The sequence below is a fragment of the Marinifilum sp. genome, from assembly GCF_965230805.1.
Taxonomy (GTDB): domain Bacteria; phylum Bacteroidota; class Bacteroidia; order Bacteroidales; family Marinifilaceae; genus Marinifilum.
In genome coordinates, this window is the sequence record NZ_OZ246019.1 from 327,456 (window position 1) to 347,710 (window position 20,255).

At 34.1% G+C, this 20,255-nt stretch carries 17 protein-coding genes; 14 read left to right on the top strand and 3 right to left on the bottom strand.

All coding sequences use genetic code 11. From position 1 onward, the window contains the following. Positions 1-20: 20 nt before the first annotated feature. Entirely contained in the window at positions 21-1,409 is a 1,389-nt protein-coding gene (locus ACO05S_RS01340; RefSeq protein ID WP_421919748.1) for a fibronectin type III domain-containing protein, read from the bottom strand. A 291-nt stretch (positions 1,410-1,700) separates the two neighbouring features. Here ACO05S_RS01340 and ACO05S_RS01345 point away from each other — a divergent pair, with 291 nt between their 5' ends. The 8 genes from ACO05S_RS01345 to ACO05S_RS01380 all read left to right on the top strand — a co-directional run bounded on the left by ACO05S_RS01345 (position 1,701) and on the right by ACO05S_RS01380 (position 10,364). Then, positions 1,701-3,263, top strand: a complete 1,563-nt coding sequence (locus tag ACO05S_RS01345; RefSeq protein WP_421919749.1) for an ATP-binding protein — start codon at positions 1,701-1,703, stop codon at positions 3,261-3,263. Positions 3,264-3,832: 569 nt separating this feature from the next. Continuing rightward, complete coding sequence (locus ACO05S_RS01350) at positions 3,833-4,570, top strand: DUF6261 family protein (protein WP_421919750.1); 738 nt, start codon at positions 3,833-3,835, stop codon at positions 4,568-4,570. A gap of 347 nt (positions 4,571-4,917) precedes the next feature. Beyond that, entirely contained in the window at positions 4,918-5,826 is a 909-nt protein-coding gene (locus ACO05S_RS01355; protein WP_421919751.1) for a hypothetical protein, read from the top strand. Positions 5,827-6,094: 268 nt separating this feature from the next. Continuing rightward, the gene (locus ACO05S_RS01360) at positions 6,095-6,625 is read left to right on the top strand and encodes a hypothetical protein (protein ID WP_421919752.1); all 531 of its coding nucleotides are present in this window, start codon (positions 6,095-6,097) and stop codon (positions 6,623-6,625) included. A 220-nt stretch (positions 6,626-6,845) separates the two neighbouring features. Further along, positions 6,846-7,301: a hypothetical protein gene (locus tag ACO05S_RS01365; protein WP_421919753.1), complete on the top strand. Its 456-nt coding sequence runs from the start codon at positions 6,846-6,848 to the stop codon at positions 7,299-7,301. A gap of 236 nt (positions 7,302-7,537) precedes the next feature. Further along, a complete protein-coding gene (gene mazG, locus ACO05S_RS01370; RefSeq protein ID WP_421919754.1) occupies positions 7,538-8,314 on the top strand; it encodes a nucleoside triphosphate pyrophosphohydrolase in 777 nt (258 codons plus the stop codon). An 87-nt stretch (positions 8,315-8,401) separates the two neighbouring features. After that, complete coding sequence (locus tag ACO05S_RS01375; RefSeq protein WP_421919755.1) at positions 8,402-9,703, top strand: glycosyltransferase family 4 protein; 1,302 nt, start codon at positions 8,402-8,404, stop codon at positions 9,701-9,703. Positions 9,704-9,791: 88 nt separating this feature from the next. Next, positions 9,792-10,364 carry a hypothetical protein gene (locus ACO05S_RS01380; RefSeq protein ID WP_421919756.1) on the top strand — a complete coding sequence of 191 codons (573 nt, stop codon included), beginning with the start codon at positions 9,792-9,794 and terminating at the stop codon, positions 10,362-10,364. Between the two features lie 273 nt (positions 10,365-10,637). Here the strand turns inward: ACO05S_RS01380 and ACO05S_RS01385 are convergent, their stop codons facing one another. Next, complete coding sequence (locus ACO05S_RS01385) at positions 10,638-12,278, bottom strand: AMP-binding protein (RefSeq protein WP_421919757.1); 1,641 nt, start codon at positions 12,276-12,278, stop codon at positions 10,638-10,640. 350 nt (positions 12,279-12,628) lie between these two features. Between ACO05S_RS01385 and ACO05S_RS01390 the strand changes: the two genes are divergently transcribed. Beyond that, positions 12,629-14,242: an amidase gene (locus tag ACO05S_RS01390; RefSeq protein WP_421919758.1), complete on the top strand. Its 1,614-nt coding sequence runs from the start codon at positions 12,629-12,631 to the stop codon at positions 14,240-14,242. A gap of 6 nt (positions 14,243-14,248) precedes the next feature. Here the strand turns inward: ACO05S_RS01390 and ACO05S_RS01395 are convergent, their stop codons facing one another. Further along, positions 14,249-16,216 carry a tetratricopeptide repeat-containing sensor histidine kinase gene (locus ACO05S_RS01395; RefSeq protein ID WP_421919759.1) on the bottom strand — a complete coding sequence of 656 codons (1,968 nt, stop codon included), beginning with the start codon at positions 16,214-16,216 and terminating at the stop codon, positions 14,249-14,251. 289 nt (positions 16,217-16,505) lie between these two features. Here ACO05S_RS01395 and ACO05S_RS01400 point away from each other — a divergent pair, with 289 nt between their 5' ends. From ACO05S_RS01400 to ACO05S_RS01420, 5 genes are all read left to right on the top strand, one after another. Next, positions 16,506-16,808 carry a cupin domain-containing protein gene (locus ACO05S_RS01400; RefSeq protein WP_421919760.1) on the top strand — a complete coding sequence of 101 codons (303 nt, stop codon included), beginning with the start codon at positions 16,506-16,508 and terminating at the stop codon, positions 16,806-16,808. Positions 16,809-17,464: 656 nt separating this feature from the next. Then, positions 17,465-17,839: a response regulator gene (locus tag ACO05S_RS01405; RefSeq protein WP_421919761.1), complete on the top strand. Its 375-nt coding sequence runs from the start codon at positions 17,465-17,467 to the stop codon at positions 17,837-17,839. Positions 17,840-17,937: 98 nt separating this feature from the next. Next, positions 17,938-18,807: an alpha/beta fold hydrolase gene (locus ACO05S_RS01410; RefSeq protein WP_421919762.1), complete on the top strand. Its 870-nt coding sequence runs from the start codon at positions 17,938-17,940 to the stop codon at positions 18,805-18,807. 18 nt (positions 18,808-18,825) lie between these two features. Then, positions 18,826-19,281 (top strand): methionine-R-sulfoxide reductase, encoded by a 456-nt coding sequence (locus tag ACO05S_RS01415; RefSeq protein ID WP_421919763.1) that lies wholly within the window; start codon positions 18,826-18,828, stop codon positions 19,279-19,281. Positions 19,282-19,513: 232 nt separating this feature from the next. Continuing rightward, positions 19,514-20,128 (top strand): MarC family protein, encoded by a 615-nt coding sequence (locus ACO05S_RS01420; protein WP_421919764.1) that lies wholly within the window; start codon positions 19,514-19,516, stop codon positions 20,126-20,128. Positions 20,129-20,255 lie beyond the last annotated feature (127 nt).

The window sequence follows — 20,255 nt, forward strand, 5'->3', positions numbered from 1 at the left end:
GGTTAATAGTTAATTACAGTCTAAGTATTCGCCTGTAAATTGTTTTTTCTATTGTCTAATTTAATCTGATATTCTTGCAATTCTTTTTCCGATCGATTCTCTTTGTAAGCTCGTGGTAAATTCAATCTTTCGTCTTGTCCTTCCGGTATCAACTCAATTAATTCTTTATTTCCTTTTTCATCTTTTTGCAAGATAAACTGGTCGTACAGATTGCCGTTCACAGTATAAGTCGAAAACAGAATCGAGTTCTCTTTCACATCTACTTTTTGATACAATTGAGTGCTTGATGCCATGCGTTGCATCTCTTCTTTTGGCTCTGCCACATACATTTTAGAACCTGCCACCGAAGTTACATATACTGGTCCTTTATTTTCTGTTTCGGTAAGAAAACCAGTACGTCCGTAAGTATGATCATGTCCCTGCAACACCAAATCAACATCATATTTATCGAAAACAGGTTTAACCAAATTTTTCAACTCATCATTATTTCGCCCTTTTCGGTTCGACAAAAATGGATGATGCAAAGTAACAACACTCCATTTGTATGGGTTATTTGCCAAGGTCTCTTCCAGCCAATCACGCTGTTTCTCGTACGATCCCATAATGCCATCGCTCATTCCTTCGGTATCAAGCACCACAAAACGCACTCCCTGGTAATCGAAATAATAAACCGAAGCTTGCAAGCCTTCCGGACCGTTTGTAGGAAAGTTAAACTGATATTTCCAATGCTCGCCCAAACCGCCAATCAGCTGTCGTTTGTATTCATGATTACCAGCTGCAGCCATTACAGGAACCGAAGCATAAATCCAATCGCCCGATTCGAACCATTCACCCCATTGGTTATCTTCCGGATCGTTTACCAAATCTCCTCCAAACAACATAAATGCAGCATCTGTACATGATGTGTAAGCATTACGGATTACTCTTGAGCAGTGTTGCTTAATACCGTTTTGCAAATCGCCAAAATATAAAAAGGAGAAATCGTCGGCCTCGCTCTTGGCAGTCGTAAACTGAAACCACTCACTCCAATTCTTGCCATCGCCAACACGATACATGTAATTGGTTTCAGGCAGTAAATCAGTCATGGTAGCGCAATGGTAATTGGCCTCGTTAACATCCGATTTAAATGTTTTAGTTATCGCTTTCTTTTGAGTAGGATCTAAAATCTCATCGGCTGAATTAACTGCTTTCACCCATTGTACCATTCCCGATTTTACATCAACACTAGTACGCCATGTTACAGCTTGCGAATTGTGAACCGCATTGTTCCAGGTTAATACAATTCTTTCCGGATTTACATGGGGGGGATACTTCTCAACCTTCGATTCTGTACTGTAACTGCCTGCAAAAAACAGCACCACTGCTATAACAGCTACAATCAGAATGTTTAACTTATTCAATCTTTTCATGATAGTGGGATAATTGGTTTATACAAAAATATCATCCATCTGCCATTATTAGATTAATTCAATCAGAACGAAATTTCATTAAAATATTAGCAGAAATCCCCCTCTTTAAACTTATTCTAAAATTTCTGTTACAATTTTGTAGGGTAATCATTTCAAATAAATTAAGCGACTGGTAATAACTTTTTTTACCCTTCGACGTATATTTTCTGCATAAATATTAAGCTTGTATTCATTACTGCAAAAAATACTACTACCAATCATTACAATCTTAAACTACCATTTACATTGCTTATGAAAAAAAATGTCAAAAAAGTTCAACATTTTTTTATTTTATCGGGTCTATCATTTCTTTCTTTGGTCATTCTATCCTTAATATGGAATATCGAGGAACAAAAATCAATCACACACCAACTGGCAAAAGTTGAAGCTCTGGGAAATTATAACAATGATCTCACTTTTCGTCGGTGGGCTTCGATGCACGGCGGAGTTTATGTTCCTGTTAACAAAAATACAAAGCCCAACAAGCATTTAGACTTTGTTCCCAAAAGAGACGTTGTAACTTCCGATGGCGATACGCTTACGCTGATTAATCCGGCTTATATGACAAGGCTAGCCTTTGAGCTGGAATTGGCACATCACGGAAGTTTAAGCCACATTACCAGCTTAAACCCAATTAACCAAGAAAACAAAGCTGATAAATGGGAACAAAAGGCTCTTAAGCAGTTTAAAAAGGGGGTAAAAGAATATTCAGGTATTTTTACTATTGATAACAAAGAATACATGCGATACATGCGCCCCATTTTTGTCGAAAAATCTTGTTTAAAGTGTCATGCCCAACAAGGCTATCAAATAAACGAAATCAGGGGAGGAATTAGTGTTTCAATCCCAATGGAAAGATACAATGCCATTCTCGATTCCGAAATAATAAAAATACTACAGTTTCACGCTTTCATGTGTTTTTTACTACTCCTGCTAGGTTGGTTGGCATACCGAAGAACAATTAAATCGGTAAAAGCACAATACAAATCGCAGGACAAAGTTCTTGCCAACGAAAAGCTACTCATAAAGCAAAACAAAGAACTTGTATCGGCCAAAAACAAAGCAGAAGAAAGCGACCGCTTAAAAACCATCTTCCTGCAGAACATGAGTCACGAAATAAGGACTCCTATGAATGCCATTTTGGGGTTTGCATCTCTCATTCCCGACGAATTTGATAATAAAAATAAGCTGGTTGAATACACTTCTATTATTAACCAAAGAGGTAACGACCTATTGTGTATTTTAAATGATTTGTTGGATGTATCGAGAATAGAATCGCAAAAACTTGAAATACATCCCGAAAAATTTTTACTTAAGGATTTACTAATGGAATTATGCACTATTTGTCAGGCCAATCAAGAAAAATACAACAAGTATCATATCCAAACAGTAAATCCATTCGATAGCTGTTCTAATAAAATTATGCTATATACCGACCAAGGAAAACTGAAACAGATATTTTCGAACCTAATTAATAATGCCTTTAAATTTACCAGCGAAGGGGTAATCGAAATAGGCTTTAGAATAAGAGAAAAAGAGATAGAATTTTGGGTTTCGGATACTGGAATTGGCATTCCATCAAACCAATTAAAAAACATTTTTCAACGATTCACACAAATCGATCTGAATTCAACCAGATTAAACGAAGGTACAGGTCTGGGATTATCCATTGTAAAAGGCTTAATTTTACTGCTAAAAGGCGAAATCAGGGTTGAATCGACACCTGGAAAAGGAAGTAGATTTACCTTTAGTCTGCCTTTAAGCTCTCTTGAAATAGAACAAGAAATACAGCAAACACTTGAATTCAAAGAGTAGATTCGTGTATTTAATGGCTGCAATAGTAAAGCATCCATTAAAACACCAAATGATTCAAATGGGATAAGCCACTGCTTTTCCCCAACTTGGGGAAGGCATGTTTTTTTCAAGAACTGATCCCCCATGTTGGGGAAACTCCATTTTAATTTACAAGCCCCTTCCCCAAGTTGGGAAAGCATCTCTTTTTTTCATTTCGAGTTTTCCTAACTTGGGAAAGGCTTCTTTTTTTCATTTCGAGTTTTCCCAACTTGGGGAAGGCTCCTTTTTTTTATTTCGAGTTTTCCCAACTTGGGGAAGGCACTTTTTTTTTAAGTGAGCCCAAAAAATCATTCTTCTTATTTTAAATTAATTATAATACTTTAATTGCAGAAAATAAGCATTTTAAACTCTTTTGGACTTAATTATTAATTTCTAATTAAAAGGCACATTTAAGCTTAGTAAAGGTGTTTTTTTCATGATTAAAGTGTTTTTTGTGTGATTTTTTTATTGAATCCTTCGTTTTGTAAAAAAATAATTCATACATTCGTTTTGACATAAAAGAATATAACACAATTAATAATCTAGTTTTTATGTATTCAAATATTAATATGCACAATCTCCAAAATCTGGAGTTTATTCAATTCATCAAATCATTTCTTGAAATTATTTCCAAAGGCGATCCCGAGCTGCTAAAAGTAAAAGCACAATATGATGCTTTGCTATCCTTTTATAGCGAAATGGACACATTCTACAATCCCGAACTGGCTAATAAGCTAACCAAATCTGTGCAAGAAACAGACAGCAAAAGAGATCAGGCTTTAGGTGGAATTATTGATGTTATTAGAGCTTATCGCAAACATTACGATCCTGCAACCAGCCTAGCTGCTGACAACTTACTTGATTCCATCGACAATTTTGGCGATCAGATTGATAACTACAATTACATTAAAGAAACAAGTACCATAAGAAAGGTATGTACCAAATGGAAGACTGACCAAGAGCTTGTTCAGGCGCTTGAAAAACTTAACCTAAGCAGTTGGGCCAATAAGTTGGAGGATTTTAACACCCAATTCGAAAAACAATATATGGAACGAATGGAAATAGATGCCAAGTCGCCCGAAATTACCATGGTTGAATATCGCAAACAAAACTACAGTGCTTACAAAAAAGTATTACAATACATGGAAGCAAATGCCTTATTAAACGGCGAAGAGCCTTACATCGAAGTAAATAAGAGCATTAATCAAATGATAGAAAAGTACAACTTGGTAGTAAAATCCAGAAAAAGCAAAAAAGAAGAAACAGAAGAACACACTCAAGTGGATTAACCACTATTTCATACATACAATTACAAAACTACCCCGAAAGGGGTAGTTTTTTCTAAAGCAAAAATAACAGATCCCAATCAGATTTAAATTAGAAACAATCGTTTATTAAACCGAGTTAGAACCAAGCCTGACTTTTAAATATCAATCACAGAATTAGCCCTTTTATTTAGAGCTTAAAGTACCAGGACTCAAGCATCAAGATCATTTAAGTGTGTTTTTTATTTCTTGCTGATTTACACTCTTTAAATCGAATACATGATAATAAAACTCGATAATCCAAATAAATTCTCTTTATCGAACTCTGGTTATTACTTAATTCTTAAACATTATCACTAAAAAACTTAATTATGCCTTGTAAAAGCCCTTCGTTAGAAAAAGTCGTTCAGAAATCGGAAAATGCGAAAAAGCAAATCGAACAACTCAACAAACAACTGATCAGTTTGGAAGCTTCAAACCGACAAAAATTTGAGGCCAAAATGGCTGAACATGCACAAAAAGCAAAAATTCAGGATTTTCGTCAGCTGATCTTTAACTCTGCAATTAAAACTGAATATTCTCATGAGTTCAGTTTAGATAAAATTGCACCGGTTATAGCAGCAACTCTCGAAGCAGTTGCGCAATCATTAACAGGTTCTGTTTTAGAGATTCTCACATCAGCAGATGCAGTGAGCAGTTACTCCGATTTGGTTGTTTCAATTTCAGAAGCCGCTAAATCAAAATCTTCAGCCTCTAACAATCTGGCATTTAGTGCAAATAGAATCGCACCCGGTATTTATGCATTTTTGTCGGCAAACTCGGTTTCCATAAAAGATGAACAAACTTTCGGAGAAGAGTCGGTAACATCTACTTCCCTTATTTATAATCTAAGCAATAGCATTGATGATTTAAAGAATGCCGTTGAATTTGAGACTGCATATTTAGATGCCGAACTACTGGTAAAATTTAAGCACATACAAATTGGATACGCTGATGAATTGGCACACGGAACCATGACACTTGCTGTATGGCAAGAAAAAAACTTACTCATCGAAAATATTATCAAAGGCATACAAGCCAGAATCGATTCAGCTAAATTCAAAAGTATTATCGCTAAAACAAATGATATCAATCCTATCAGCACCGAATTATTAAATCCTGTTGCAAGCAGAAGAATTCTTGAGCATTCGGTAATGCAATTCGAAAATAGAGGTTCGCTATACAAGGATGCCTTAGAAAATGCGAAAGGACTGTTGAACAAGCCTATTTTTTCTCTGTAAAAAAAAGATAAAAATGAGGGTGTATAAAAAGTAAAATTCTGCGTCTGATCTTAAAATAAGTTAGCCCTAAGGCAAACAAAATCAAATTTTAATGAATCCTTTTGGTGTAGAGAATTGAAGCATCTTAAACCATAAAAAAATTTTAAGGTTAAAAACCATTGAATGCTGTAAAAGCTTACTTTTTAAACACCCTTGTACAAACAAATTGCGATAATCTTATCCCAAATCTTTACAAGCAAAACTTCCCCTTTATTAAAAAAATATAAGAATGAAGATTATTAAAAAAATAAAACCTCTGCTATTATTAGAAAAGAACAAGAAAATGCTTCATTACAACAACCTGCAAGGTGGAGAAAAAATAAAAGTGGATGGGAAAGAATATGTAAAAGTACAGTTTAAATTGGTTGATTCTTTGGATAAAAACTCCGCTGGCATGATGGATAATCTGGAAACGGAAAACGAGCTTTTGAACAAGCAAAACAAAGAATTAAGTGCTAAAGTTGAAGAACTCAACACAAAAGTAGAATTATACCAGCAGTTAAATCACAACCTGATTGATATTGCCAAACAAAAACCTCGTAAGTTTACAACCTCCTCAAGCTTAATGGATAGCTACAAGAATGAACTTCGCAGACTAAATAAAAAAGCCAAGTCACGTATCAAACAGATTCGTCAACTTGTTCAGAAAGTAGAAAAATTGAAGCAAAATCTGGATAAAGAAAGATATCAGAGTCATTTGTTAAGGCAAAGAATAAGAAATATGGAAAAAGAAAAGCAGCCCCTTGAAGATGTGAGCTAATGGCTCATATTCTTGCCCTCGATGAGCTTGCCAAAAAGCAAGTTCAATATAAGTTGCGATCTGCTTATAATTTTCTTCCATTTGTCAGATGCAAGTCACAAGATCAAGACAATCATAAGCCTTTGTGTTTTATCAGAATGACATTTAATATTGAACTTTTTGGACAGTCTCTTTTTATTGAAATTTCCTATCTTGGTTTCTCAAACCAATACCTGATGCAATGATACTTTCCTACAAAACCGAACGCCTTCCCTTAAACTTTTTTATGCTAGGTGTTACCTTATTAATAACAGGTGTTGCTCTAATTATTAGCGATGTATACCCTGGAGTTGTTGCCATTGTTATTGCTATTCCTTTTTTGTTTACACATTCGGGTTTACTAATAGATGCGAAAAACAAAGGCTATAAAAAATACACAGGCATATTTGGTTTGCGTTTGGGTTCATGGACCGATTTATCGAAAGCCACCCACTTGCAAATTATCCACACTCGCGAAACCAAAGGAATGGCAGTACTTTCGATCGCTCGAAACGAAACCAACAAGGTTTATAAACTTTTATTAATGTTTCCGCACCAAAGAATTCTTCTTATCTCAAATTCTCAGCAAAAAGTAGAAGCCGTAGCAAAGGAAATAGCAGAAGCCTTAAGCTTGGAATTGAAGCATGCAAAAAGTTAAGCACAAAGGAAAACAATGCGATTCTGCTAAGGAAAACATCCCCATATTCTTTCATTTTTATAATTAACGTGAGTTCGAGGTAAAATTCTAACGAATTTTACCTCGAACTCACGTTAATTAAAGATTGAGTAACGATAAGTTTAAGTAGCGGATATTTTTAACCGAATGCAGCTTGGCATATCCTATAAGTACTCATAAAATCGTACATTTGATTTTCGATCATCAAATACAAAAGTATGGACAGAAAATTAAAAGCCTTTGAGCGATTACTGGATATAATGGATCAACTTCGCGAAGGTTGTCCGTGGGATAGAAAACAAACATTCGAAAGCCTAAGAACCCTTACCATTGAGGAGACCTACGAATTGGCCGATTCAATTCTGAAAGGAAACAAACAAGAAATAAAGAAAGAACTGGGTGATATTCTTTTACACATTGTTTTTTACGCCAAAATTGGCTCGGAAACCAATGATTTTGATATTGCTGATGTTTGCGACAGCATTAGCGAAAAGCTAATCTACCGTCATCCGCACATTTTTAGCGACACCAAAGTTGCCGATGCCAAAGAGGTGGAAGAAAATTGGGAGCAGTTAAAGCTAAAGGAAAAAGGAGGAAATAAATCTGTACTGCAAGGCGTACCACAATCGCTGCCTGCACTGGTAAAAGCCAATCGCATTCAGGATAAAGTTCGCGGTGTTGGGTTCGACTGGGATGAGAAAGAGCAAGTTTGGGAAAAGGTTAAAGAAGAAATGTACGAAGTGGAGAATGAAATCCGAAAAGGAGATCAGGACAAAATTGAACAAGAATTCGGGGATTTGTTCTTTTCATTAATTAATGCAGCTCGACTATATGGAGTAAATCCTGAAAATGCCCTTGAACGAACCAACCAAAAATTCATGAAACGCTTTAATTACCTTGAAAGCAAAACCTTAAAACAAGGAATAAACCTTAAGGATATGAATTTAGAGGAAATGGACATAATCTGGGAAGAGGCGAAGCAGTTTGATAAATAAGAGTCAAGTTACAAGTACTTAAAATGCCTTAAGCAAAAAGTTATATCTTTAAGTACTTATAGATTAAGGTGCTTTAAAATTCAAATCATGAATATTCTTCAAATTATACCAGGATCAGGCGGTAGCTTTTACTGCGGAAACTGCTTGCGCGACGACAAATTTTATTTGGCACTTAAAAAGCAAGGACACCAGGTAACCAAACTACCAATGTATCTTCCTTTGTTTTCTGATGAACATGATTTGAATGAGGTTCCCGTTTTTTACGGAGCCATAAGTATTTATTTGAAACAGCTCTACCCTATTTTTCAGAAAGCGCCAAGGTGGGTAGATAAAATCCTTAACTCAAAGCCAATGTTAAAAATGGCAGCTAGCATGGCCGGATCTACCAATGCCGAAGGCTTGGAAGAAATGACTATCTCTATGCTAATGGGAGAAGAAGGAAAACAAAAAGACGAGCTTCATCGAATGGTTAGTTGGATGGCAGAACACCTGCAACCAGATGTAATTCATCTGTCCAATGCCCTTCTGTTAGGTTTGGCTCCAAAACTAAGAGAAGAGTTTCCTAAAGCTGCAATTGTTTGTTCTTTGCAGGATGAGGATGTTTGGGTGGATGCCATGAGTGATTCGTTCAGGAATAAAATCTGGAATCTGATGAGCGAAAAATCTAAATCGGTTGATGGTTTTATTGCTGTTTCTGATTTTTATGCAAAGGTTTCTTTGCATAAAATGAATATTCCTAAAAGCAAATTGTTCATTAATCATTTGGGCGTTGAACCAAATGATTACAGAGTAAAAGCTTTTGATGAAAAACAAAGGAACATTGGGTACATCTCAAGAATGTGTGAAGAAAATGGTTTCGATATCATTATAGATGCTTTTATTCTTCTAAAGCAAGATCAGGAGTTCGAGGATGTTAAACTCGTTCTTACCGGAGGTTCAACAGGTGATGATAAGAAAGTATTAAAAGAAACTGAGAAAAAACTGAAAAAAGCTAATTTATGGAAGGAAGTTGAATTCCATGATGATTTTGACGGTATAGGTCGTCATGAATTCTTTGACAAAGTTCAGATGATTTCAGTTCCGGTTAGAAATGGTGAGGCTTTCGGTCTGTATCTTCTGGAAAGCATGGCTTCGGGTGTTCCTGTTGTACAACCAAAACTTGGCGCTTTTCCTGAAATTGTTGCGAAATCGAAAGGTGGAATTGTTTATGAAAACAACAGCAAAGAAGAACTTTGTAGTGCATTAAAAAGCCTTCTTAGCGACCGAAAAACCATGAAACAATTATCGACTCTTTGTCGCATGGGTGTTGAAAATGAATTCAATATCTTAAATCAAACAGAAAATCTTTTAAGCATATACAAGCAAATAAATAACAATAGTTCAAGCTAAACTCCCATTCATAAAATATTACTTTGCTGCATTACATTTAGTATCTTTATTAAAGATTATTAATTCAATAAATTTAAAATCCTATACTATGAGCAGAGTAAGACTTGAAATTGATGGAATTCGAATCTATCGTCCAAAAAAGAGATGGAAATTATACTTTGTGGTAGTTGCAGATCATCCAACAGAAACAGATAAAATGATTGTAAGTACCATTCCACAGGAGCCATTCAAATTAAGTAAACGACATGAAAACGAATATTTTTTTGATACCGATGAAGAAGGATCAGAAGGATTATACATTCTGAGCAGAGAAATGCCTGAGGATAGAGAATTAAACGTACATATTTATTTGCGCCATACTCGAAAATCGCAAAGAGATTTGGGAGAAATATTATCAGATATTGAAAATGGTATTGCAGGTGAAGCTTTTGGTATTGTTACGGATATTGTTGGAGCAGCAACGGTGCCTTGGTTGGTAATATCAAAAAAAGCAGTTTCCTTGGTCGGAAAAATACTTCAAAATGTTCCGGATAGAGATTTTGGTTTTGTAAGTGCCTTTGAGCGATTCGGAGATGAATTTGAAACACAAACCGAGATAGACCGAGAAAAGGAATTTACAGGTGATGCATCGCTAATTTATAGTTGGTCGATGGAGGAATAAGAAAAAGTTTGATGTAAAGCTAGTGTAAAGAATGCTAATTCCCCGAACTAATTTTTTGACCTATTTTCCTTTCTACTGCGTTAAGCTTTTTCGCCGTAGCTACGGCTATGCCTGTAAACCTTGCCTTGTAAAAAGAAAAATATTTTCAAAAACTTTAATTCGTTTTATTAACACTCTTCACACTAGCAAAGAACAATTGTAAAAAAAGAACGCAAAGTGGTTATACTTTGCGTTCTTTTTTTCAATTTCTTGATCCCCTTCGCGGGAAGTATATTAATGGTATAGAAACCTTTTAATTTTATGAGTAGCAGTTTTCTGGAAAGGATCTACATGTGCGACCACCATTTGAACCTGCGAAAATTTGTTTACTCGAGAGTTTACGTATGCTTGTAATTCGGCAGTTAGTTCATCAATAGTATGATCTACATAGTCTTCTACTTCTTTTTTTAAATGCTTATACTGTTGCTCCAGCTCTTCGTAGTTAAAATGAACCATGGCAACCAATTTTCCTTTTTTCTCCACTACAATGGATTCTACAACATGCTTAAAGTTATTAATCACCGATTCTATTTCTTCAGGATAAATGTTTTCACCACTTGCTCCAACAATCATGTTCTTCAATCTACCTTCAATGTACAGATAGTTATCCTTATCCATTTTAGCCAAATCACCGGTTTTAAACCAAGCATCATCACTTAATACTTCCCTGCTCTTCTCTGGTTCTTTGTAATAACCTAACATTACATTATCTCCTTTGACCCAAACTTCACCAATTTTAGTGATAGGATCAGGATTATGAATTTTTAGTTCAACTCCCTTTAATGCTGGTCCCGTTGATTGAAATTTTGTTTCAGAAGGTCCTATTCCAGCTATCAAAGGTGCGGTTTCGGTTAATCCATAACCAATTGCATATGGAAACTTTGCTTCGCGCAAAAATTTCTCAACATTCGAATTTAACTTAGCTCCACCAATGCCAAAGAAAGTAAGTTCCCCACCAAAAGTCTGCAAGAGCTTCTTACCTGCAATTGCATTTAATCTTTTTCTAAAGAAAGGTAACTTGTACAAGAATTTTGTAATTGCCTTTGCGTTAATTGAAGGAAGTACTTTTCCTTGGTAAATTTTTTCTATAATCAATGGCACAGCAAACATTACTGTAGGCTTAACCTCCTTTAAAGCAGAAATCAACAATGATGGAACAGGTGTTTTACCCAGATAGTAAATACAAGACCCGGCTATCATCGGAATTACATAACCTAAAGTATTTTCGTAAGTGTGCGATAAAGGAAGAATGGATAGAAATCGATCAGTTTCATCGATAGGATGAATCGTTTTTGCTCTAACCGCATTGGAACAAATGTTCTTGTGAGATAACATCACTCCTTTTGAGCTTCCTGTTGTTCCAGAGGTATAGATAATTGCTGCCAGATCATTTTCTTCCACCAAATAATTCATCTCTGATTGAACCGAAGTATCAAAACCAACATCTGCCCGCTCTCCAATTAATGAGTAATCTTCTATTGAGATTTTATATTGAAGTGATTCGGTATCTATACTTTCCAGTTTTGATAGCAATCCATTCGAAACCAATACAACTTTAGCTTCCGAATGATGTAGAATATTCTCAATTTCACCAACACTAAAATCAGGTAGCATCGGAACAACTACTGCTCCCATAAAAACAGTTGCATAGTATGCAATTCCCCAATTGGGCATATTTGTACTCAAAAGGGCAACCCTATCACCTGGCTTAATGCCCAATCTTTCGTAAAATGATATTAATGATTTGATTGTAGAATCAACTTCTTTGTATGATAATGGCTCTTCTCCCACTAATGCCATTGCATTGCAATCTCCAAACTTCTGAATCGTTCTTTCGAACAAAGAAGGAAATGTAAACTGACTAATGTTTTCCATTTTTTTGTCTTAAGATTTGAGCAATTACTAACACCTAACAGATAGGGTTATTTGCTTTTTACCCTTTCGCAAGATATAAAAAATAAAATTGCCTTAAAGAACTTAGTCTTAGTTTAATTTGCATAATTACTGGTTCTAAGCTCGCTTATCTAAAACACCCAATGGTATGAGATTAAGCGCATATTTACATTCAATTTAAAGTCTTAGAGATTTTTCCCCTGTTAATCTTGAAGTTATTCTTTTTTTAATACATTTATTGTCCTAATCAAATACATTAAACACTTTAAAGTGAATTCCGAAATTCTTTTCTGCAATATTTTTCCAAAACTAATAGTCTAAAAAGGAGTTATATGAAACGTCGCCATTTTTTATCGTTATCTGCTATTGCTGCAACTATGTTTTCAGGCTTGGGAATTTCTGCTTGCAACGTGAGAGAGTCAAATCTAGTAAAAGCAGAACATCCTAACTTTAACAACTTTCCTTTTAATGAGAAAACCATCTCTGAATTACAAAAAATGATGGAAAATGGCGAAGTAAGCTGTGAAGAACTCGTAATTGCATTTCTGGATAGAATTGAACAGATAGATAGAAATGGCCCCGGCTTAAGATCTGTGATGTCAATCAATCCTGATGCATTGCCACTTGCAAGACAACTTGATGAAGAAAGAAAAATTGGCAAATTAAGAGGTATTCTGCATGGTATTCCTATTATGATTAAAGATAACATCGATACATCAGATAAAATGATGACAACAGCTGGTTCTTTTGCTCTTGAAGGTAATTTTGCATCAGATGATGCTTTTATTGTAAAAAAACTTCGAAAATCAGGAGCACTAATTCTGGCTAAGACCAATTTAAGCGAATGGGCCAATTTTAGAAGTTCACGATCGTCAAGCGGTTGGAGTGGCAGAGGCGGTCAAACTCATAATCCATATGTTATTGATCGTTCTCCATGTGGATCGAGCTCAGGATCTGGAGTTGCCGTTGCTGCTAATTTATGTGTTGCTGCCATTGGAACGGAAACCGATGGTTCTATTGTTTGCCCCTCTGGCCATAATGGAATTGTAGGCATCAAACCAACACTGGGTTTGGTTAGCAGAACAGGAATTATTCCAATTGCGCATTCTCAGGACACAGCGGGCTCTATGGCTCGAACAGTTGCTGATGCAGCATTCTTATTGACTGCCATTACAGGACAAGATCGTGAAGATGTAATTACCCTTAATGATAACAATAAAGCTGTAAATTATGCATCTAACTTGAACAAGCATGCCTTAAAAGGGAAACGAATCGGAATTGTTAGAAAATTTATGGGATTCCATTCCGAAGTTGATAAAATTATGGAACAAGCTATTGATGATATTAAAAAAGCAGGTGCTGCAGTAATTGATGTTGAACTGGAAAACCATGACAAATACGGAAACGAAGAGTACCAGATTCTGTTGTATGAATTCAAAAACGATCTAAACAAATACCTAAAAAAATGTAAATTCCCAATTGTTAAAAGCCTAAACGACGTCATAAATTTTAATGAGCAATATAAAGGTTTGGAAATGCCTTGGTTTGGACAGGAAATTATGAAAATGGCGAATCAAAAAGGTGATTTAAATGAACAAGAATACAAAGACGCACTAGAAAAATGTAAAAGATTATCGGGCAAAGAAGGAATTGATTTCACATTGAAAAAATATAAAGTAGATGCTTTAATTGCTCCTACAAATGGTCCGGCTTGGAGTATTGATCTGGTTAATGGCGATAATTATGGAGGCGGAAGCAGTCAACCTGCAGCTGTGTCCGGCTATCCAAACATAAGCGTTCCTTCAGGCTTTATACATAGTTTACCGATTGGTATTTCATTCTTTGCTGAGGCTTTTTCCGAAGAAAAGTTAATACAGCTGGCTTACTCTTATGAGCAAAACACCTTGCACAGAAGACCACCTGAATTTTATTCTACAATTAAATAAATGTTTCTAGTTTGATGTCGCATTGCAAGGAAATTTTAATTCAAAAGTAGTACCACGTCCTTCACAACTTTCTACCTTAATGCTTCCTTTATGAATATGAACAAGCTCATGAACCACGCTCAATCCCAGTCCTGTGCCCTGCTCTCCTCTCAAACCCGTTTTGCTTTGGGTGAATGATTTTTCAGTAAACAATTCATTAACTAATGATTTAGACATACCAATTCCTGAATCTTGAATCTTAATTGTTACATTTTGGGAATTTTGTGAAGCATTTAAACTAATCAAACCATTCGATTCTGTATACTTTATCGCATTTGAAATTAAATTCATTAAAACAATTCTAATAATATTGGGATCGACTTGAACGCAACCTACACTATTCTTTATCTGTAATTCTATATTATATTGAGTTAATTCCGCATCGTAAAACTCATTCAATTCTGTAATGATATCATTAAACTCTATTTCCTGGGGATTAAACTGAATTTTACCAGATTGAGATAATGACCAATGCAAAAGACTAGTGAGCAATTTTAATCCCTCAACAGCAGCTTGATTCAAATACTTGGCAAATCGTTTAGATTTCTCAAAATCCTTCTTTTCAATTTCCGCAAGCAACAATTCACTAAAACCTATTAATGAATTAAACGGATTTTTTAAATCATGAGATATCACAGAAAACATCTTATCCTTGGTCTGATTCATTTCTTCAAGTTTCTTATTAAGACTTCTGTTTGTGCGATACCTCCAAATCATTACACCAATTATAGCGACCATGAAGAATATTACAATGACCAAATTTTGTTCTAATAACTTATTGGTTTTTAACTCTTGTTCCGCATGCAATAATTCATTTCGAGCTTCGAAACTCCGCTCCATTTCATTAATAATTTCAAACTGCTGTGCAGATAATAGCGAATCGTATAAGAAATGAAAATTCTCAGAACTTAAAGTGGCATTTTTATAGTCTCCTAATATTTTGTAAAAATCAATGTAAGACTTTGAAACTTCTATTATTTGCTTATTAACACCTAATTTGAGAGCTGTACTCATGGCCAAATCCAGATACTTTTCTCCTTCTTTTTTATTTCTTTTTTGAGCCTTAACCAGTGCAATACCAATATTATTGTGCACACTTCCAAAATCATGATTCTGTTTCCGGTTTTGATAAAGTGCCTTCAAATAATATTCCAGTGCTTTATCAAATGCTTTTCGCTTATAATAAATATTAGCTATTCCATTCAAACAGACCGATAAGTATCTAAATTTTCCGGGATTTAATCCATAAACATATGATTTCTGATAATAGTCCATGGCAACATCCAAATCTCCCAAGATCTCATAGGTTCGAGCAATTTCTGTATTTACCGCACCAATTCCAATGTCATTCCTGGAATCTTTCCATATATTCAAAGCCTTTCTAAAATACTCCAATGCAAGATCAAACTCCTTGTTTTCTCTATGAACCAGTCCAATATTAACATAAGAATACGATTTTCCAGGAGAGTGATTTAACTTTTCAAATAAATTTACAGAGCGCTGAGAATATCTTAGTGAAAGTGCTACATTTCCTGTCATTAAGTACAAATCACCCAAGTTATTGTATGCATAAGCTAGTTGGATAGAATCTTTTTGTTGCAAACTGAACTTTAGCGAATTTTTGAGATTAGGAATAGATTGCTTTGTTTGATACAAATAATGCAATTGAATTACTCCTATAAAGCCATATATTTTTGGAAGCTCTTTTTGAATATTGTATTGTAAAGCCAGATCTAAAGCTTTTTCCCCCAATAAAAGTGCAGAATCAGAATTAGAAACTCTTAGTCGCCAACATTCATTAGTTAATTTTTGTATCTCAGCCGCAATCTTCTTTTCAGAAAACAGCTGATTTACTGTTTTTCCATCCGACTGACTTTTTCCAATCAGTATAAGGAAAAAAAATAAAATGAAAAAGACAACAAGTCGTTTATTCATAGAGTAATTTATTGATCAGTAATACAAAATCAAAGAAAATTAGTTCTGCTATACAAAAATATGCTTTGAATAGAATTTGCATTCAAGTTTTAAGATATATCTTACGTATTTTTTATGAATAGAGTATATTTAAAGGCTAAAATAAGCATTATTAAATGATACTATTATTAGATAAATAATTTAAAAGAAGTAGTATTACTTTTCGTTCTTCCTTTTATATTTTAGTGTACTTTGAATTCCAATAAAGTAAAATACCTTTTTTCAAAAAAAGAAACTTAAATCAAACCAAATGTTACAAAAAAGAATATCCTCAAAAGTTGAAATCTCAAAACTTCAGAAAGATCAGGTTTATTCAAATTCAAAGTTTGAAAGCCTAATTGTTAGTGTTGAAAAAGGAATGAAAGTTCCTCCTCAACCTGCTCCTGCCAATGCCGGTCTCTATTTAATAAAAGGTAAACTAAAATTCGATATTGAAGATCGCATTTACACAGTCGAGAAAGATGATTTTTTTTCATTTGAACAAGGACAAATGCACGGACTGATAGCCGTAGAGGATACAAAGTTTTTAATCTCAAGAATCCTAACCAAGTAACATGAATTGTTAAGCCTGAGTGCAATTAAAAATATTGTCACAGTTTGCACTGATTTTGAATAGAAATTTCCTCAAATTACCGAAGGAATATCGGGATATTACCAGGGGATTTGAGGAAATTTATACCAAAAGCTGTTACATTCTTTGAAAAGGCAAATTCAACCAATCTTTACTTTAAAAATTCTTCAAAATATCCCGACATTCTTTCAGTTTTTTTAAGCCAATCTTGAGTAAAACTGAAATCTTTATTGCAACATCAATAAACACGATTTTTATAAGATCTCAATTCGTTAATCTCACGATAGCATTATCCATTTCTTTATTCTTTTGCCTTTTGGGGTTTGTTATTTCTTAAAAAAAATCGCAGTAGCAATAATGGCTATGCCACTATTTTGTACCTTGACTAAACTCAAAATTCTCCAAACAATTAAAACTCATTTTAGAATAAAACCTGTATCAGTATAAATATTCAGCTTCAAGTTAACACTTAAAGTGTGAACTCTCATCCATTGTATATCAACTCGCAATAATCATCAATAATGTAGCTTTTAGAGCATAAAAGTTGTTTCAGTTCAAAATATTATAGAAAATTTTAATATAATTTCATTTCGTCAAGCAAAAAACTTATTTTAGAAGTTGAATTAAGGGGATCTAAAATGAATAAAGTTAAAAATAAAACTATCCTAGTAGTAGAGGATGAGGAGTTTAATCGTATCTACTTTGAAGAATTACTGAACCAAATTAAATGCAAAGTAATTGTTGCTAATAATGGTGTTGAAGCTATTGAAATCTGTGAAAACAATCAAAAAATTGATTTGGTTTTAATGGATATTAAAATGCCACTGATGAACGGATACGAAGCAACGAAAGAAATCAAAAAAATAAGACCGAATTTACCTATCATTGCTCAAACTGCTTTTGCACTATTAGGAGACAAGAAAAAATCACTGGATAATGGCTGTGATGATTATATCGCCAAACCAGTTAAAAAAGATGTTTTAATTAAAATTATCAACAAGCATCTACAGTAATTTTTTTATAGCAATATTTTAAGATTTTATAACATTCTCGCTATTGCATTTCAGACCAAAAAGTATTTATTTAATTAGGTCTGATTTATAATGGGGAGATGAATAAAAATATTAAGAAAGTATTTGTTATTATGAGCTTAACTGTTGTACTAGTAGCTAGTACAACAGTTTTTCTTGTTCATAAAATGAGACCTGCCTTTAATTCTAGTAAAGCAGATGCTGAATTAAAAGCTAAAGGAATAAATGCTTGTACAGCTTTTATAAATTTTGGCGATTATCAAATACACAGTAAACATATAGGCAATCTGTCTTCTCCAAAAATTCTTTTTATACATGGATCTCCTGGTTATTGGTTTGATTTCAAAAATATTCTCTCTGATTCTGTACTCATTAATAATTTCTGCTTGATTTCATTCGATCGACCGGGTTATGGCAAAACAAGTGTACCTGCTATGAAAAATCTCTCTAATCAGGCAAGGTTAACAAACAAAATTTTGGATCATTACGCCAAACCTGGTGAAAGATTTATAATTATTGGCCATTCATTCGGAGGTGCAGTTTTGGAACAGTTACTGATTAACTATCCAGAAAAGGTAAAACATGCCATATATATAGCTCCATGTTTATCTCCGGAATTTCAGGAGCCCAAGTGGTATAACATTATCTCTACAGGAGGAATCCAACAAAGAGTAATACCTAACTTTCTAAAAAGCAGTAATAAGGAAATGTTATCTCTTTCTGAATGCCTTATAAAAAATGAAAAGTATCTCTCAAAAATTATGGTTCCAACAACATACATCCAGGGAAAAAAAGACATCCTTGTTCCATATCAAACATTAAATTATTACAAAAGACATCACAAAGACATTAATACCATATTACTTGATGACCTCAATCATTTCGTACCATGGTCGAAACCAGAATTAATAATTGATGTGATAAATAAAATAGGTAAGTATCAACAATAGAAAACAAACAAAAACAACATGAAAAGAATATTAATATTAACAGGTTTATTTATATTTACTTATCTCCATTTAAATGCACAAAAAGCCATGACAAAAGATAAGTACAATAAGCTAACTGAAGCTGAAAAAAGAGTAATTATACACAAAGGAACAGAATATCCGGGCACTGGAAAGCATCTGCATAACAAAGCTAAAGGCATTTATACATGTAAGCAGTGTAATGCTGCCCTTTATAAATCATCCGATAAGTTTGATTCGCATTGTGGTTGGCCTAGTTTCGATGATGAAATAGAAGGCGCTGTAAAAAGAATTCCAGATGCCGATGGAAGAAGAACAGAAATTGTTTGTGCAAACTGTGATGGTCATTTGGGACACGTATTTTTAGGAGAAGGCTTTACCAAAAAGAACACCAGACATTGCGTTAATAGTATTTCCTTGAATTTTATTCCGGAAGAAGAGTTAAATGATAAATAAGAATATCGTTTAGATAGAAGAGTTTTCGTTTGAAAACTCTTTCTTTATATCCGAGAATTGTAAAAAAAATATATCTTCGCCTAACAATTATTATTTCACAACACAATCGAATTTGTATAATTTTTAACAAGCATACGTAAATTACAGGTAATTCACTTAGGCAACTTATCAATTAAAATAATCGAAGCTTACTGTTAACGTTTTGTTATAAATCCAATAAAACTCTATTGCAATGAATCTAAATTTCCTTGAGATTGTTTCCGCTTCTATGGTACTTTTCGCTGTTATTGATATTATCGGATCTATCCCAATTATATTAGATTTAAAGAAAAAGGGCGGACAAATTGAAGCTTTAAAAGCAAGTCTGGTAGCTTTATCTGTATTAATAATCTTTACATTTCTGGGTGAAAAACTATTAGGCATCTTTGGCGTAGATATATCTAGTTTTGCCATAGCTGGTTCTATCATTCTATTTATTATGGGTGCAGAAATGGTTATGGGAATCGAAATTATAAAATACGATGGACCAAGCGGAGTTTCCATAGTCCCCATTGCTTTTCCCTTAATTGCAGGTGCAGGCTCCTTTACCACAGTATTGGCTTTACGAGCTGAATATGCCGTAGAAAATATTGTTGTTGCGATCTTTTTAAACCTTGCATTTGTTTACTTGGTTTTAAAATCGACCAATTGGGTTGAGAAAATTTTAGGCGATGGCGGTATACACATACTTCGAAAAGTATTTGGCATTATTCTATTGGCTATTTCTGTTAAATTATTTATGAGCAACGTAGCCATACAGATTCATTCTTTATTCCCCTTTTTAAAAGAAGCCTTACAGCATTCGTAGTAACAATTAAAAGTTGGATGGATTTTTTTGTATTCAGATCACTTATTCAAGAATTTTAATCGAGCTCTGGTTAATCGCATTGGCATAAAAGAAATGCTGCATAGCTTATAAAAATTATAAACCAGAA

What these genes read in the sequence shown, in the direction of transcription:
- ACO05S_RS01400 (WP_421919760.1), top strand. Translation starts at nt 16,506, where the DNA reads ATGTTACAAAAAAGAATATCCTCAAAAGTTGAAATCTCAAAACTTCAG.
- ACO05S_RS01395 (WP_421919759.1), bottom strand. Translation starts at nt 16,216, where the DNA reads ATGAATAAACGACTTGTTGTCTTTTTCATTTTATTTTTTTTCCTTATA.
- ACO05S_RS01380 (WP_421919756.1), top strand. Translation starts at nt 9,792, where the DNA reads ATGAGCAGAGTAAGACTTGAAATTGATGGAATTCGAATCTATCGTCCA.
- ACO05S_RS01355 (WP_421919751.1), top strand. Translation starts at nt 4,918, where the DNA reads ATGCCTTGTAAAAGCCCTTCGTTAGAAAAAGTCGTTCAGAAATCGGAA.
- ACO05S_RS01350 (WP_421919750.1), top strand. Translation starts at nt 3,833, where the DNA reads ATGTATTCAAATATTAATATGCACAATCTCCAAAATCTGGAGTTTATT.
- ACO05S_RS01390 (WP_421919758.1), top strand. Translation starts at nt 12,629, where the DNA reads ATGAAACGTCGCCATTTTTTATCGTTATCTGCTATTGCTGCAACTATG.
- ACO05S_RS01340 (WP_421919748.1), bottom strand. Translation starts at nt 1,409, where the DNA reads ATGAAAAGATTGAATAAGTTAAACATTCTGATTGTAGCTGTTATAGCA.
- ACO05S_RS01375 (WP_421919755.1), top strand. Translation starts at nt 8,402, where the DNA reads ATGAATATTCTTCAAATTATACCAGGATCAGGCGGTAGCTTTTACTGC.
- ACO05S_RS01345 (WP_421919749.1), top strand. Translation starts at nt 1,701, where the DNA reads ATGAAAAAAAATGTCAAAAAAGTTCAACATTTTTTTATTTTATCGGGT.
- ACO05S_RS01405 (WP_421919761.1), top strand. Translation starts at nt 17,465, where the DNA reads ATGAATAAAGTTAAAAATAAAACTATCCTAGTAGTAGAGGATGAGGAG.
- ACO05S_RS01415 (WP_421919763.1), top strand. Translation starts at nt 18,826, where the DNA reads ATGAAAAGAATATTAATATTAACAGGTTTATTTATATTTACTTATCTC.
- ACO05S_RS01420 (WP_421919764.1), top strand. Translation starts at nt 19,514, where the DNA reads ATGAATCTAAATTTCCTTGAGATTGTTTCCGCTTCTATGGTACTTTTC.
- ACO05S_RS01385 (WP_421919757.1), bottom strand. Translation starts at nt 12,278, where the DNA reads ATGGAAAACATTAGTCAGTTTACATTTCCTTCTTTGTTCGAAAGAACG.
- ACO05S_RS01360 (WP_421919752.1), top strand. Translation starts at nt 6,095, where the DNA reads ATGAAGATTATTAAAAAAATAAAACCTCTGCTATTATTAGAAAAGAAC.
- ACO05S_RS01365 (WP_421919753.1), top strand. Translation starts at nt 6,846, where the DNA reads ATGATACTTTCCTACAAAACCGAACGCCTTCCCTTAAACTTTTTTATG.
- mazG (WP_421919754.1), top strand. Translation starts at nt 7,538, where the DNA reads ATGGACAGAAAATTAAAAGCCTTTGAGCGATTACTGGATATAATGGAT.
- ACO05S_RS01410 (WP_421919762.1), top strand. Translation starts at nt 17,938, where the DNA reads ATGAATAAAAATATTAAGAAAGTATTTGTTATTATGAGCTTAACTGTT.